This is a genomic window from Yoonia rosea (genome assembly GCF_900156505.1).
In the GTDB taxonomy this organism is placed as follows: domain Bacteria; phylum Pseudomonadota; class Alphaproteobacteria; order Rhodobacterales; family Rhodobacteraceae; genus Yoonia; species Yoonia rosea.
Genome location: NZ_FTPR01000001.1, coordinates 1,039,297 through 1,054,103 on the forward strand (window position 1 = coordinate 1,039,297; position 14,807 = coordinate 1,054,103).

16 protein-coding genes are annotated in these 14,807 nt (G+C 60.4%); 6 read left to right on the forward strand and 10 right to left on the reverse strand.

What is annotated here, in order from left to right; all coding sequences use genetic code 11:
- Positions 1-12 precede the first annotated feature (12 nt).
- The 6 genes from B0B09_RS05050 (at position 13) to B0B09_RS05075 (ending at position 6,134) form a co-directional block, all read left to right on the forward strand.
- Entirely contained in the window at positions 13-942 is a 930-nt protein-coding gene (locus B0B09_RS05050; protein WP_055293019.1) for a class I fructose-bisphosphate aldolase, read from the forward strand.
- Between the two features lie 99 nt (positions 943-1,041).
- On the forward strand, positions 1,042-1,863 hold the full coding sequence (locus B0B09_RS05055; protein WP_076658618.1) for a patatin-like phospholipase family protein: 822 nt from the start codon (positions 1,042-1,044) through the stop codon (positions 1,861-1,863).
- Between the two features lie 126 nt (positions 1,864-1,989).
- The gene (locus B0B09_RS05060; protein ID WP_242654343.1) at positions 1,990-2,289 is read left to right on the forward strand and encodes an FtsB family cell division protein; all 300 of its coding nucleotides are present in this window, start codon (positions 1,990-1,992) and stop codon (positions 2,287-2,289) included.
- A gap of 143 nt (positions 2,290-2,432) precedes the next feature.
- On the forward strand, positions 2,433-3,443 hold the full coding sequence (gene pdhA, locus B0B09_RS05065; RefSeq protein WP_055293021.1) for a pyruvate dehydrogenase (acetyl-transferring) E1 component subunit alpha: 1,011 nt from the start codon (positions 2,433-2,435) through the stop codon (positions 3,441-3,443).
- A gap of 3 nt (positions 3,444-3,446) precedes the next feature.
- On the forward strand, positions 3,447-4,811 hold the full coding sequence (locus tag B0B09_RS05070) for a pyruvate dehydrogenase complex E1 component subunit beta (RefSeq protein ID WP_076658619.1): 1,365 nt from the start codon (positions 3,447-3,449) through the stop codon (positions 4,809-4,811).
- Between the two features lie 12 nt (positions 4,812-4,823).
- The gene (locus tag B0B09_RS05075; RefSeq protein ID WP_076658620.1) at positions 4,824-6,134 is read left to right on the forward strand and encodes a pyruvate dehydrogenase complex dihydrolipoamide acetyltransferase; all 1,311 of its coding nucleotides are present in this window, start codon (positions 4,824-4,826) and stop codon (positions 6,132-6,134) included.
- Positions 6,135-6,185: 51 nt separating this feature from the next.
- Here the strand turns inward: B0B09_RS05075 and cysE are convergent, their stop codons facing one another.
- The 10 genes from cysE to B0B09_RS05125 form a co-directional block, all read right to left on the reverse strand.
- Positions 6,186-6,995 (reverse strand): serine O-acetyltransferase, encoded by an 810-nt coding sequence (gene cysE / locus B0B09_RS05080; RefSeq protein ID WP_055293024.1) that lies wholly within the window; start codon positions 6,993-6,995, stop codon positions 6,186-6,188.
- An 82-nt stretch (positions 6,996-7,077) separates the two neighbouring features.
- On the reverse strand, positions 7,078-7,371 hold the full coding sequence (locus B0B09_RS05085; protein ID WP_076658621.1) for a DUF7742 family protein: 294 nt from the start codon (positions 7,369-7,371) through the stop codon (positions 7,078-7,080).
- Positions 7,368-11,249, reverse strand: a complete 3,882-nt coding sequence (locus B0B09_RS05090) for a baseplate multidomain protein megatron (protein WP_076658622.1) — start codon at positions 11,247-11,249, stop codon at positions 7,368-7,370. The genes B0B09_RS05085 and B0B09_RS05090 overlap by 4 nt, the downstream gene beginning before the upstream one ends.
- Complete coding sequence (locus B0B09_RS05095; RefSeq protein ID WP_055293027.1) at positions 11,249-11,686, reverse strand: NlpC/P60 family protein; 438 nt, start codon at positions 11,684-11,686, stop codon at positions 11,249-11,251. Before B0B09_RS05095 ends, B0B09_RS05090 begins: the two co-directional genes overlap by 1 nt.
- Positions 11,683-12,564, reverse strand: coding sequence for a phage/gene transfer agent baseplate hub protein (locus tag B0B09_RS05100; protein ID WP_076658623.1), 882 nt, complete (start codon positions 12,562-12,564; stop codon positions 11,683-11,685). Before B0B09_RS05100 ends, B0B09_RS05095 begins: the two co-directional genes overlap by 4 nt.
- Positions 12,561-13,193 (reverse strand): DUF2460 domain-containing protein, encoded by a 633-nt coding sequence (locus B0B09_RS05105; protein WP_076658624.1) that lies wholly within the window; start codon positions 13,191-13,193, stop codon positions 12,561-12,563. The genes B0B09_RS05100 and B0B09_RS05105 overlap by 4 nt, the downstream gene beginning before the upstream one ends.
- A gap of 8 nt (positions 13,194-13,201) precedes the next feature.
- On the reverse strand, positions 13,202-13,861 hold the full coding sequence (locus B0B09_RS05110; RefSeq protein WP_076658625.1) for an RcGTA-type gene transfer agent tail tape measure protein: 660 nt from the start codon (positions 13,859-13,861) through the stop codon (positions 13,202-13,204).
- A complete protein-coding gene (locus B0B09_RS17875; RefSeq protein WP_076658626.1) occupies positions 13,854-14,048 on the reverse strand; it encodes a rcc01693 family protein in 195 nt (64 codons plus the stop codon). The genes B0B09_RS05110 and B0B09_RS17875 overlap by 8 nt, the downstream gene beginning before the upstream one ends.
- Positions 14,049-14,051: 3 nt before the next feature.
- Positions 14,052-14,366, reverse strand: a complete 315-nt coding sequence (locus B0B09_RS17880) for a gene transfer agent family protein (protein ID WP_055293032.1) — start codon at positions 14,364-14,366, stop codon at positions 14,052-14,054.
- Positions 14,366-14,782 carry a phage major tail protein, TP901-1 family gene (locus B0B09_RS05125; protein WP_055293033.1) on the reverse strand — a complete coding sequence of 139 codons (417 nt, stop codon included), beginning with the start codon at positions 14,780-14,782 and terminating at the stop codon, positions 14,366-14,368. Before B0B09_RS05125 ends, B0B09_RS17880 begins: the two co-directional genes overlap by 1 nt.
- Positions 14,783-14,807 lie beyond the last annotated feature (25 nt).

Genomic DNA, 14,807 nt, shown 5'->3' on the forward strand with positions numbered 1-14,807 from the left:
AAGGGGCCCATCATGAAAACCACCCGCACCGTTCAGAAAATCCTTGCCAACTACGAGGGCGAAACGCCCGGTGTGAAGGCCAATCTGGCGCGCATTCTGATGAACGGCAAACTGGGTGGGACGGGCAAGATGATTATCCTGCCCGTCGATCAGGGGTTCGAACACGGCCCTGCCCGCTCATTCGCGCCGAACCCTGCCGCCTATGATCCGCATTACCACTATCAACTCGCGATTGACGCGGGCCTGAACGCCTATGCAGCACCTCTGGGCATGATCGAGGCCGGTGCCGATACCTTTGCGGGCCAGATCCCGACGATCCTGAAGGTCAACTCGGCCAATTCGTTGATCCCTGACGCCGCGCCAAAAACCCAAGCCATTACGGCGTCGGTCGATGATGCGCTGCGGCTTGGCTGTTCTGCCATCGGCTTTACGGTCTACCCCGGCTCATCTGCCGCGCTGGATATGTTCGGCGACATCGCAGAAATGCGCCGTGAAGCGGCGGCCAAGGGCATTGCCACCGTCATCTGGTCGTACCCACGCGGTGAGGCGCTGGACAAGGACGGCGAAACCGCCATTGATATCGGCGCCTATGCGGCACAGATCGCGGCCCTTCTTGGCGCGCATATCATCAAGATCAAACTCTCGACCGATCATCTGAGCCTTGGCGAGGCCAAGAAGGTCTATGAGGCACAGGGCATTGATGTTGCAACCCAAGCGGCCCGCGTGCGCCATTGTGTGCAAAGTGCCTTTGACGGGCGTCGCTTGATGGTCTTTTCGGGCGGTGCGGCCAAAGGTGCCGATGCGGTTTATGATGATGCGCGTGCGATCCGTGATGGCGGTGGCAACGGGTCAATCATCGGACGCAATTCGTTCCAGCGTGACCGCGCCGATGCGCTGGCGATGCTGAACAAACTGGTCGAGATTTATCGCGGCAAGGACTGATCCCCTATCCGCCGCAACGCGCCCGTTTCACTATAGGATTGAATCTCGTATGACATGCGCAGGGTAAACCTGCGGCTAACATAAGGACGGGCTGATATCATGCATTCTATTGCACTGGCGCTGGGGGCGGGCGGCGCGCGCGGACTGGCGCATATTCACGCGGTCCGTGCGTTTGATGAATTGGGCGTCAAGCCAAAGGCAATCGCGGGTACCTCGATGGGGTCGATCATCGGGGCCGCAGCCTGTGCGGGAATGCGTGCTGACGCGATCACGGACCATGTCTTGAGCAAGATCAGCAATCCTCTTTCGCTGATCAATGATGCCTTCAGAACCCGCGCAACCAGCATCAAGCGGTTTTTCGAGGAAGGCGGGCCGCGTATCGGCGAGCTGAACCTTGAACGCATTCTTGACGTTGTGTTGCCGGATGCGATTCCCGAAAGCTTTGAAGAGCTCGCAATCCCTTTGAAGATTGCGGCGACGGATTTCTATGGCGCGCGGACAGCGGTGTTCGCTGACGGGCCACTGCGCTCTGCGATGGCTGCCTCGGCTGCTATGCCTGCGGTGTTCCTGCCTGTCACGCGCAACGGCCGGTACCACATTGATGGCAGCGCAACAAACCCCTGCCCGCTGGATCTTGTGCAGGATGACGCGGATCATGTGATCGCCATTGACGTATCCGGCGGCACAAGCGGCGATCCCAAAGAGCGCCCGAGCAAGATCGACGCGGTCTATGGGTCCAACCAGATGATGCAAATGTCGATCGTTCAGAACGCAGCGAAGCAGTATCCTGAGACGGTCTTGCTGCGCCCACCCGTCGATAGCTATCGCGCGCTGGATTTGTTGAAGGCCAAAGAAATCCTCAACCAGACGGCCGCGCTCTGTGAGCAGGTCAAGCACGAGATTGACCGCCTGAGCGCATAACGGCCACCAACGCCCCGAAAACGCAATAAAATAACACGTTTATTGCATTTAGGGGATTCCCTTTGCGAATCAGATATGCGATTCTGCTTTTAGTCACCCGCCAGAGGCGACGTTTGAGGCAGACCTATGATCCGACGCGGCCGCACACAACTTGGTGCTTTGTTTTACTTCCTTGGCATGATCATGCTGGGGCTGTATTTTACGTTTGCCGCCGTGCAGGGCGACTACGGTCTTTTCAAGCGCATCGAAGTGCGTGCCGAGGGTGATGCCTTGGCGGTTGAGCTGGCGGCACTTGAAGACGAGGTTGCACGGATGGAAAACCTGACCATGCGCCTGTCTGACAATTTCCTTGATCTGGACCTTCTCGATCAACAGGCGCGCGATGTCTTGGGCATGATCCGCGCCGATGAAATCGTCATTCGCTAGACTTTCCTGACATTCGGCTGGCGCAACACAGCTATTCTACGCACGCTTGACGATGGGTCACTTTGACTCTCGCATTTGTTCAGGGCATGCTTTAGTAGATAGTTTAATACTAAACTAAATACGAAACCGCTGGAGGATAGCACATGCCGCCCAAGAAGGCCGCCGCGAAACCCAACGTCTCAGCCGAGGAACTGCTGGGACATTACCGTGAAATGCTGTTGATCCGGCGATTTGAGGAAAAGGCGGGCCAGTTGTACGGCATGGGCCTGATTGGCGGTTTCTGCCACCTCTACATTGGACAGGAAGCGGTTGTTGTGGGCCTTGAGGCTGCAGCCGAAGAAGGCGACAAGCGCGTCACATCCTATCGCGACCACGGCCATATGCTGGCCTGTGGCATGGACCCCAAGGGGATTATGGCCGAACTGACGGGCCGCGAGGGTGGTTTCTCCAAAGGCAAAGGCGGCTCCATGCATATGTTCTCGAAAGAGAAGCATTTCTATGGCGGCCACGGGATTGTCGCGGCACAGGTGCCACTGGGCGCGGGTCTGGCCTTTGCGGATAAATACAAGGGCAACGGACGCGTCACATTCACCTATTTCGGTGATGGAGCGGCCAACCAGGGCCAGGTTTATGAAACATACAACATGGCCGAGCTTTGGGACCTGCCGGTCGTTTTCGTGATCGAGAACAACCAGTATGCCATGGGGACATCAGTCCAGCGTTCGACCAAGTCTCCGTCGCTTTGGGAACGCGGTGCAGCTTACGGCATCCCCGGCGAGGAAGTGGACGGCATGAACGTTCTGGCCGTGAAAGAAGCTGGCGAACGCGCTGTCGCCCACTGTCGTGCAGGCAAAGGCCCCTATATTCTGGAAGTCAAAACATACCGTTATCGCGGCCACTCCATGTCGGACCCTGCAAAGTACCGAACCCGCGAGGAAGTGCAGAAGATGCGCGACGAGCGTGACCCGATCGAGCAGATCCGCGATATGCTGCTGACCGGCAAACACGCCACTGATGATGACCTCAAGGCCATCGACAAAGAGATCAAAGCCATCGTGAACGAGGCCGCAGAGTTTTCGAAAGAGAGCCCCGAGCCTGCGCTGGACGAGCTTTGGACAGATATCTACGCAACCGAAATTCCGCAGGAGGCTTAAGGAATGGCAACCGAAATTCTTATGCCCGCCCTCTCGCCCACGATGGAAGAAGGCACATTGGCCAAATGGCTTGTCAAAGAGGGCGACACTGTTTCCTCGGGTGACATCATGGCCGAGATCGAAACCGACAAAGCCACGATGGAATTCGAGGCCGTTGACGAAGGTGTCGTTGGCAAGATCCTGATCGCCGAAGGCACCGAAGGTGTGAAAGTGAACACACCCATCGCGATCCTTGTGGAAGAAGGCGAGGACGTGCCCGCCGCTGGTGCGGCCCCTGCTGCCGAGGCCAAAGAAGAAGCGGCACCTGTGCCGACGAAAGCCCCTGCTGTTGCTGCACCTGCCGCACCTGTTGCGGATGCGACGCCTGACTGGGATGCAGATGTCGAGGTCAAGCAAACCACAGTGCGTGAAGCGCTGCGCGATGCGATGGCCGAAGAAATGCGCCGTGATCCCGACGTGTTCCTGATGGGTGAGGAAGTCGCCGAGTATCAGGGTGCCTATAAGATCTCACAAGGTCTGCTGGATGAATTCGGCGCCAAGCGCGTCATCGACACCCCCATCACCGAGCACGGTTTTGCCGGGATCGGTGTGGGTGCGGCCTTTGGTGCTTTGAAGCCGATTGTGGAATTCATGACGTTCAACTTCGCCATGCAAGCCATTGACCATATTATCAACTCTGCCGCTAAGACGCTTTACATGTCGGGTGGTCAGATGGGTGCCCCCATGGTGTTCCGTGGTCCGAACGGTGCTGCCGCCCGCGTGGGTGCGCAACACTCTCAGGACTATGCCGCATGGTATATGCAGATCCCCGGTCTGAAGGTTGTGATGCCCTACTCGGCGTCCGATGCCAAAGGCCTGATGAAGACCGCGATCCGCGACCCCAACCCTGTGATCTTTCTTGAGAATGAAATCCTTTACGGCAAATCATTCGATGTGCCTGTCATGGATGACTTCACCATTCCGTTCGGCAAGGCCAAGATTGAGCGCAGCGGTGACGATGTGACCATCGTCAGCTTTGGCATCGGCATGACCTATGCGCTGGCGGCGGCCGAAAAGCTGGCAGAGGATGGGATCAATGCCGAGGTCATCAACCTGCGGACCCTGCGTCCGATGGACACGGCCACAATCCTGAATTCCGTGCGCAAGACCAACCGCTGCGTCACCGTCGAGGAAGGCTGGCCGCAAGGCAGTGTCGGCGGCTATATCAGCAGTGTGATCATGCAAGAGGCGTTCGATTACCTCGATGCGCCCGTCATCACCTGCACCGGTAAAGACGTCCCGATGCCCTATGCTGCCAACCTCGAAAAACACGCTTTGGTGACCGCTGATGAGGTCGTGGAAGCCTGTAAAAAAGTAACCTACCGTTAAGGAGACCGCGCAATGCCAACAGAAATCCTGATGCCTGCCCTGTCCCCCACGATGGAGGAAGGCACGCTGGCCAAATGGCACGTCAAAGAGGGGGACAAAGTGTCCTCTGGTGACATCATGGCCGAAATCGAGACCGACAAAGCCACGATGGAATTCGAGGCGGTGGATGAAGGTGTGATGGGCAAGATCCTGATCGCCGAAGGCACCGAAGGCGTGAAGGTCAACGATGTGATCGCCATTCTGCTGGAAGATGGTGAAAGCGCGGATGATATCGGTGACGTCTCGTCCGGTTCATCCGCCGCTGAAGCGCCGTCTTCACCTGAACCCGCGCCGAGTGCCGCACCAGCGGCCGAGAAGCCTGCGGCAGCGCCTGCCGCGCCTAAAAAGGACGGCGAGCGGATCTTTGCAACACCGCTGGCGCGTCGGATTGCGGCCGATAAGGGCCTTGATCTGACACAGATCAGCGGCTCTGGCCCGCATGGCCGGATCGTGAAGGCCGATGTGGAGAACGCGACTGCGACACCAAAAGCTGCCGCACCTGCGGCGAAGTCCGATGCGCCCGCGGCTGCGGCCGGTGCAGCAATGGCGGCTGGTCCTTCCACCGATGCTGTGCTGAAAACCTATGCGGATCGTCCGTTCGAAGAGGTCAAGCTGGACGGGATGCGCAAGACGATTGCCGCCCGCCTGACCGAGGCCAAGCAGTCTGTGCCGCATTTCTATCTGCGCCGCGATATCCAGCTTGATGTGCTGATGAAATTCCGCGCCCAATTGAACAAACAGCTTGAGCCGCGTGGCGTGAAGCTGTCGGTCAACGATTTCATCATCAAGGCCTGCGCACTGGCCTTGCAGCAGGTGCCCGATGCGAATGCGGTTTGGGCCGGTGACCGGACGCTGAAGTTCGAAAAGTCGGACGTGGCGGTGGCTGTGGCCATCGAAGGCGGGTTGTTCACGCCGGTACTGAAAGACGCCGAAATGAAGTCGCTCTCTGCCCTTTCAGCCGAGATGAAAGACCTTGCAGCACGCGCCCGTGACCGCAAACTGGCCCCACATGAATACGCGGGCGGCAGTTTCGCGATTTCCAACCTTGGCATGTTTGGCATCGACAACTTTGACGCCATCATCAACCCGCCCCATTCCGCAATCCTCGCGGTGGGTGCCGGTGTCAAAAAGCCGATTGTCAGTGACGATGGCGAATTGACGGTCGGTACGGTCATGTCAACGACACTGTCGGTTGATCACCGTGTGATTGACGGAGCCTTGGGTGCAAACCTGCTCAATGCGATCAAGGACAACCTTGAGAACCCGATGACGATGCTGGCGTAAGCTGCTGATATAAAGATAAAAAAGGGCGGCCCATTCATCGGGCCGCCCTTTTTATTTTACCGTTTTCAAAATCTGATCCATGCTGAGGGCCGGCTGGGAACACCCTGCCTCGCCCACGATCCTGGCGGGTACGCCGGCGACGGTTTTCATCGGTGGCACCTCTTCGAGCACCACAGACCCTGCGGCGATCCGGCTGCAATGGCCGACCTTGATGTTGCCAAGCACTTTCGCCCCGGCCCCGATCAGCACGCCGTCGCCGATCTTGGGGTGGCGGTCGTCGTCCTCTTTACCGGTGCCGCCCAAAGTGACGGAATGCAGCATCGACACGTTATCGCCCACAACAGCGGTTTCGCCGACAACGATGGAATGCGCGTGGTCAATCATGATCCCCTGCCCGATCCGCGCGGCGGGGTGGATATCGACGCCGAACATCTCGCTTGTGCGCATCTGGATGAAATAGGCCAGATCCTTGCGGTTATGCTGATAGAGCCAATGGGCCAGACGATAGCACTGCACCGCTTGATACCCTTTGAAAAACAGCAAAGGTTTCATAAAGCGGTGGCAGGCCGGATCACGATCATAGGTCGCCACAAGATCGGCGCGCGCCGCGGCGACCAGTTCAGGCGTGGCAACATAAGCCTGGTCTGCGATCTCACGCAGAATCTGCTCGGACATTTCGCGTGACGCGAGCTTCATCGAAATGCGATAGGCCAGTGCGCCTTCAAAAGATTTATGGTGCAGGATGCCCGCATAGATCAGCCCGCCCATCAGCGGCTCTGCGTCAATGGCCGCCTCTGCCTCTTCGCAGATGCGTTGCCAGACCGGATCAAACTCGGTGACACTGGGGTTTGGACGCGCCATGGCACTTTCCTCGCTGCTTGTTGGTCTTCTGTCTAAAGCAGATAGGGCCTTCAAGCCAAGAACAAAGCTGTGATGCTGTCTGTCACTGAAATTGATGCATGTAAAAACCGCGCAGTTCCTGCGCCGCGATAGCGAGCGCGTGCAAGGCATCCGGCCCCAGTGCCGCAGGGCGCGAGGCAACCGCCCCACGCAGGGCACAGGACATCAACGTGCCGGTCCCGAAAAGCGGATGCGGGCGGCCATGCGCAAGACGGTAGCGGTCGGCAAGCGTGGCCTTGGCGATCATGTCCCGCATCGCCGCCGCGCGTTTGTCGGGCGCAATCAGCGCCAAGGCGCGCGCGGCGGTTTCAATGTCGGCCAGATGAAGCGGCCTCACAGGTAGCGCTCGATCTGTGCCGTCAGCCCAGCGCCAAAGCGCTCTGATATCTGTGCAACCTCGATGGTGTAAAAGCCCGCGCCGATATCGTTGCTCAGCGCAGCTGCGGTATAGGTCCACTGCGGTGTTGCAACGATCTGCTCGCGGCGCAACTGGCCCGACTTGTAGATGCGCAGGCGGTAGGCCTCGCTATCCTCGCCCAGCGGGATATCGCCATCGGCCCAAATATCCCCGTCAATGCGGCTGCATCTGATCCATGAGATCACCACATCCGCACCGTTCTTGGCCGCGCGCAGATGTGCCACCGGATAGGGCCGCAGGCCATTGCCCGCAAAGGCGTGGGTCTCATAGCGATAGCTGGGGTCGGACATGGGTTGCACTGCGGGACCAAAGCGATAGTGCCGCGCGGTGCCGCGTGCCGCCGTCGGCAGTGCAATCTGCCCCGGCACCCCGTTCATCAGTACGACCCGTGAACCCGGATGCCATGTTTGCGGCATCAGACCGCGACTGCCCGCCTGCCCGCGCAACAGACCCGACAGGCGGTAAACGCCGGCAGCGAGCGGTGTCGCCTCTTGGAACTGCAAAATCTCCCAATTGTCTTTTGTTCCGTCACCGATGGCGATGGTATTCGCCCCTGCCAGTACCGCCTCTAGAAGGGCCGAACTGAGCGTTCCGTTGATCAGCGAGACTTCGACTCCTGCCTGACGGTCCCAGATGCCCACAGGTCCGCGTGACAGGGCGGTTTGTGTGAGACCGACAGTCGCAGCTTCGTTCAGGGTGCTTTGCAAGGCATAGTCGCTGTCCTGCGGTGCCCCGTAAAGTGCGATGCTTCCCGGCCATGGATTGCCAGCCGCCGCAACATAGGGCGCATGGGGTATCTCGTCTCCGGTCAGCATGCCGATATCGAGAAACAACAGTTCCGCAGGGATCGGGCCGATATAGGGCTGCAACTGCACGCTGTCCTCGGGGCGTGCGCCCCGCGCGTAGACAGAGGGTTCGATCCGCGTGGCCTCGATCAGGCGCGCGCCCGCCTCTTCGATCCGGTCGATCCGGTACGTTCCTGCATGGCCACCCGCGCGCAGATCAATTGTATCACCCGCGCCAACGTTTTGCTGCGAGGGCGGAAGCGCAAAGCGCACGGTCTCGCGCCCGATACGTGCCTCTTGCAGCCAGCGGGCGACGATATCCTGCCCCTCGCCACGGGTCAGGACCAAAGGCGCTTCGCTGCGTGTTGTGGTCAAGGTGTCATCATCCGGCAGGGTCACCTCTGCAGCGACAGCCTCATAATTGCCGTCAGCGGTGATATGGGCGAATTGCACGCGCCCTGCGATATCTGCCTCGGCCGTGCGCGTATGCGACAGACCGCTATCACTGTCAGGATCCAGTGCGATATGGGCATCGGTCAGGTGATAATCGACCTGCCCATGGCGGCTCCGGAAGACCAGTACGCCATCCCGTTCGACCTCATCAAACCCGTAGGCCAGCATCAGCGGCTGGAGTGCTGCACGCCCTGTACTGACATCCGACACGTTATAGCCGCGCACGACACCGAAAACCCCGCGCACATCATAGTCGTGCACGCCCGATCGCGCGCAGATCTCTGCCACCACCGAGGCCAGCGACCGATCCGAGGCGCGCCCGTTCAGCCAGGTGCCGGTGGCATAGCGGTCACCGTCGGACCAGACCGCACGGTTGCCCGGCCAATAGGGATATGGGCGCGGGTCCCAGCCTGTGACATGCAGATGCGCCAGATCCACCATGCGCCCGCCATAGATGTCAGACAGCGGGTTCATTGCAGGGTCAGAGAAATGGCGCGTCACCGCCTGCAGGTATTGCATCTGCATCAGGTCGTCACGGTTCCCGTTCGAGGCCAGCGGCAGCGCTGCCTGCGCAAGGAAATGGCCCGGCGCATTGGCGCCCTTATCGACCGCAGGACATCCGACAGCAGTGAACCAGAAAGGTTTACTCTGCGGCTCCCAATCGGTTGCACCGCTCTGTCTGATACCGCCGATCCGGTCGTGGTGCTGGTGCGACCACCAGCCGACAAAGTCTTTCGCCCGCCACACCCACGGCTCTGCGTCCGCATCGCGAATGGGTACCCGGCGTTGTGCTGCGCGGGCCTCTGGCGTGGGGTAGGACCAATCATAGTGTTCACCGCCTGCAACATTGCCTTGCAGATAATCCAGATCATAGATGGTCCCGACATCTGCATCGCGGTGATCGCTGCCTTCACGCCAGTCTGCCAGGGGTAGCGCCGCCGACACACCGATGAAATCGATATTGGGATCGGCCCAGAGAGGATCGAGGTGGAAAATCTTGTCATCGGTCCCCGCAGGCTGCATCCCGTGATATTCGGACCAGTCGGCGGCGTAGCTGATCTTGCATGCCCCCCCAAGGATCTGGCGGACATCGGCGGCAAGGGCGCGCAAGGCCACGACCATGGGAAAGCCGCTGGCCCCCCGCACCGTGGTCAGGCCCGCAAGCTCGTTGCCGATACAAAAGGCAGACACACCACCGGCAGCCGCACAAAGATGCGCATAGTGCAGCACGAAGCGCCGGTAGCTGTTCTCGGCGGCACCCGTATACGTCACTTGTGTGCCCGAGATGTTGAAATCGAAAGGCGCCGCCTGCCCCATAAAGCCTGCGACCTGCGCGTCGGCGGCAGCGGTGCCATCAGGTGAGCCCGCACGCCCAGGTGCCACCGTCAGGGTCATCTCGCCGACCCATGGCAACGCAGCCTGCTCGGCCGCGCCATAAGGGTCAGGCAGGCCATTCCCCGCGATCACATCCATCATCACAACAGGGCTGAAGACCACGTCAAGCCCGCGCGCCTTGAGGTCTGTGATCGCTTCAACCACAGCCGCATCCGCAGGCGTGCCCCCTGCAACCGGGATGCCATCGCCCTCGGCGACTGTCGCCGCCGCACTGCGGGTCTTGCCAGAAACACGCCACGGCATCGCGCCTGCGTCTGTCTGCCCCTGCACGACTTTCGGCTGGATGGCACAGGACCCGCAGCGCAGATCATCGCCAAACCACGTGACCGGCAAGAGGACCGCACGGCATTGCGGCAAGGCAGCCTGCATCGCGTTCATCGAGACGGTGAAATCGCTGCCCCCCATGGGCGAGTTGGTATTGACTGCCTGTTGCGCCCCGTAGCTTGCAGAGGCCGTGAGTTGCGACGTGGCCAGCGCGTATTCCCCTGCTCCGGGCATCAGTGTGACGGCCTGCGCGGTTTGCAACGCGTCATCCCGCACCCCCTGGCCCGCCCGCATCACCTCAAACGTCAGTTGCGGGATCCGGTTCCCGAATTGGCCCAGCGCGAGGTCTTCGAGCACAACGTAGGCGGTACCGCGATAGGCAGGCGTGTTCTGCGCCCCCTCGATGGCGGAAATCTTGGGATCGGGCAGTTGGTCCTCCGTGCCCACATAGACCCGCATGTTCAGGGTATCCGGCGAAAGCTCGGCCCCGTCGGCCCAGATACGGCCCAGGCTACTGATCTGCCCTTCGCACAAGGCGACGGCGAGGCTGACAGAATAGGAATAGGTTGTCGTCTTGGGCGCGGATGGCGCCCCTTTGCCCCCGCCGGATGTCGAAGAGCTTTCCTGAAACTGCGAGGCCCAGATGACCTGCCCCGCAACACGCATCCGGCCATAGATTTGCTGGATATCCGCGCCTTCGGCCGCACCTGTGACACGGAAACGGTCAATGCGGCCGGTCTCGACACTGCCACTGCCAGAGCCCAAAATCTGCTGGTCGATACGCTGGCCAATCACAGCACCGGCCGCCCGCCCGATCGTCGCCATCGACAGACCCATAACGGACCCGCCAATTGAGCCGCCCAGCGCCATGCCCACAGCAGAAAGTGCAATCGTTGCCATCAGGTGTCCCTCTCGATGAATTCAAAGCGTGCGGCGATCCGTTTTTGCCACGGCGCAGATAGTGGGCTCTCGACGACGCCGTGGCCCTGATAGGCGTGAATGAACTGCGGCAAGGCCCCAGTCTGTGACACCAGCCCAAGGTGTTTGGCCACGGCACCCTGACGCATGCGGAACAGCACCACCTGGCCGGCGGCCAAAGGGGTGTCGCTGACATCATGGAAATGGCGCTTGGCGGCACAGAGCAAGCGTTCTACCCCCTGCGGCTCGGACCAGTCGCGCGTATAGGCGGGAATCGCTTCGGGCTCTTGGCCGTAGACCTCGCGCCAGATACCGCGCAACAGGCCCAGACAATCGCAGCTGACCCCCTGCACCGAGGCCTGATGACCATAGGGCGTGCCCAACCATGTGCGGGCAATCGTGACCACGCGATCGTTCATCGAATCAGGCTCCCGCCCTTGTTGGGACGATCCGCACGCGGCACGCTGACAAGCCAGTCATCGCCGGGAATATCGGGGAACCCCTGAAAGTTCAGAAAATTGTTGAATTTCTCACGGCATGTCACAGGGCGTTTGTCACAGCCTGCAGTGATGCGGATCAGATCCCCCGAGCGGATCACCGCCTGCAACGGGGACCAGAGCGTGAGCACGCGTGTCTCGGTTCCGCTGTCACGCTTGATCACGCCTTGTAGTCCTGCGCCCGCGCCGCTCAGCACCCGCAAAGTGCCATTCTCGAACCAGCCCGCATTGAAGGACCCGCCGCCAGCCACATCAAACACTTGGCCGTCACTGGGCACAGACAACCTAGATTCAAGCCGGTATGAACTGTGATCTGTCACGAACTTACAGTGCCCGTCCCCCAGTACAGCACTACAGGTTTTGAGATAGGATCGCCCCTGCATCTGGTTCAATGCCGCAGTCAGCCCGTGCAATTCCGCCGCAAACCCGCCCGCACCGCGTGTGATCTCACCCAATGTGCCGCGAAAGAGCATCTTGCGCAGCGCCACATCATCCCAGCACACCAGCCAGACTTGCACTGCCGCGCCGTCAAACCGGCCCGCCAGAATATCGGCCTCGGCGATGGCGTCATCACTGAGCATACCGATGGCTTCGGTATTATTGACCGACAGGCCCGTCGTGCTGGCAATCGCCCGCGCACTCAGACCGTTTTGCGGCGCATAGGACACCCCGTCGAACTGCAAGGTCCGGTCATGGTCGGTAAAGCCGAACATCCGGCCATCCCGCCGCACAATCAGCCAGCAATGGCAGGTATGGGTGGTGCCCGATTGCAGATGGGTGGTGAGTGCATCATTGCTCATAGGCGCACCTCGATCACGGGAACATTGGGCACTTGGCCCGCCTGAAAGCTGGACATCGAGGTCATGATCGCATCGGTGTCAAACCGCACCGGAACATCAAATTCAAAGCCTGCACGAATTTCGGCCGTGTGGTCAGGCGCATCCGTAAAGGTGAGCATGCCGGTGTTATGGTCGAGCACATAATCCACACCCTCGGTGACCGGATCGCCGCCGACCTGCACGCGCACGGACCCCGCCACAGGTTTGGTAATGGGCCGGCGGTAAACGGTGTCGCCGGACCGGTAGGCCTTTTGCAGCTGAAAGACGCGCGTGACCTCATCACCGACGCCAATGAGTTGATCCGATGACGTGACCGCTGCGGACGGACGGCACGACAGATAATCGCTCCAGTCCTTCCAGCGAAAGCCGATCAACTGCCCCTGTCGCGCCTCGAAAAACGCAATCAGCGTTTCGACATCGTCCAGAGACCGCAGGCCCAGACCTGCGTCATACCGCCTGCGCGCATGCGCCCAGGGCGTATTGCGTTCCTCATAGCCATTGGCCAGCGTCACGATCTCGGTGCGCCGCTCGGGCCCGCCCAAAGCGCCAAAGCTTAACGAGGCGGGAAATCTCACATCATGGAAAGTCATATCGGCTCCTAACGGTGACGGTCACTGCGGCCCAAAGCGCGGCTCATCTGCGCTGCGATCTGGCCTCGGCTGCGCTGAAACCCCTGCACATCAGGGGTTGTGATGTTCATATTGACCGTGACCGCGCTGCCCCCGCCGCCACGCACCCCCAAGGTGCCGTCAGGGCCACGGGCCAGCGGCATGATCGCCTCGGGCCCCGCCTCACCCATCAGGCCCATGCCACCGCGCATCGGGAAACTCGTCGCCTGCGCGACAACCCCGCCTTTGGCAAAGGGCATCACGCGGCCTTGCGAAAACGAACCACCTTGAGCAAACGGCATCAGGCCTGACACCACAGCATTCACCCCATCGGCCATCAATCCGCCAAAGTGGTCGGTGACAGGGTTCACCGCCGCCGCGTAGACTGTCTTGGACATCTTGTCGGCCAATCCACTCAGCACATCCGACAGGGTTCGCCCATCCAGCACCAGCCCGTCAAAGGCCTGCCGCAGGCCGGTGGAAAAGCCGCGCTCCAGATTGCCCAGATCACGGCTGGTCTGTACCAACGCGCCTTGCATCTGGCGCAGCTGGTCGTCAAAAGCCGCTGTCATCACCGCTGCATCACCCAGACTTTCTTGCAGGGTCCCGACGCCGCCCTCTAGCGCGTCAATCTTGTCGAACTCATCCATGTCTTTCGTCCTTCACGTCGTCAGGGAAATCACGCAGCAGCGCATCAAGCTGCAATCGGCCCAAAGGGGCCTTCGCCGCATCCGCCCCCAGCATGATTTGCAATTCCGCAGGGGTAAGCGCCCAGAATTGGGCAGGATGCAGGCGCAAATGATGCAATCCCGCCCGCATCAGACCCGGCCAGTCCATGCCCTACTCCGGCACAGCAAAAGCGCGCGCCAAGAGCGTGGCGGCCAGTTTGGCAGCACCGACAGGCCCCCCTGCAATATCGGCGGTCAGCAGATCGGCCATCGTGCCGGTCCATCCGCCGCCACGCAGCCCTGCAACAACCACCGCCATCACATCGGCACCGGAAAAGGCCGCCCCCTCGAACCGGCGGATCAGATCGACCAAAGTGCCTGTTCCCAGCGTCGCCTCCAGCTCGGCCAAGGCGCCCAGCGTCAGCTTGCAGGTGTGCGGCACACCGTCGATCATAATGGTTACTTCGCCGGCCCAGGGGTTTGCCATCAGATCAGCGCCACAAAATTCAGCGCACCCGCAGAGGCCAGGGACAGCTCATAGGTGGCCTCACCGTTGTAAGACCCCGCATATTCGATCGCGGTGATCTGGAACGGGCCTTCCAATGTGCCGAAACCCGGCACGATGACCTGAAAATCAGGCGTTTCGCCATCAAAGAAGATCTGGCGCGCACGTTCGTCTGTGGCATCGTCCTTGAACACGCCCGAGCCTGAAATCGCGGCGGTTTTCACGCCTGCCCCGCCCAGCAGTTCACGCCAGCCGCCTTCGCTTTCAAGACTGGTGACATCAACTGTTTCGGCATTCAGGCTGATGCGGGTTGCCCGCAGCCCTGCGGCCGTTTCGAACATCCCCCCACCGGTCATATCAATCTTGACCAGCAGGTCCTTACCATTTTGTGCAGCCATCAGGCGTACTCCTTTCGAAATTCGG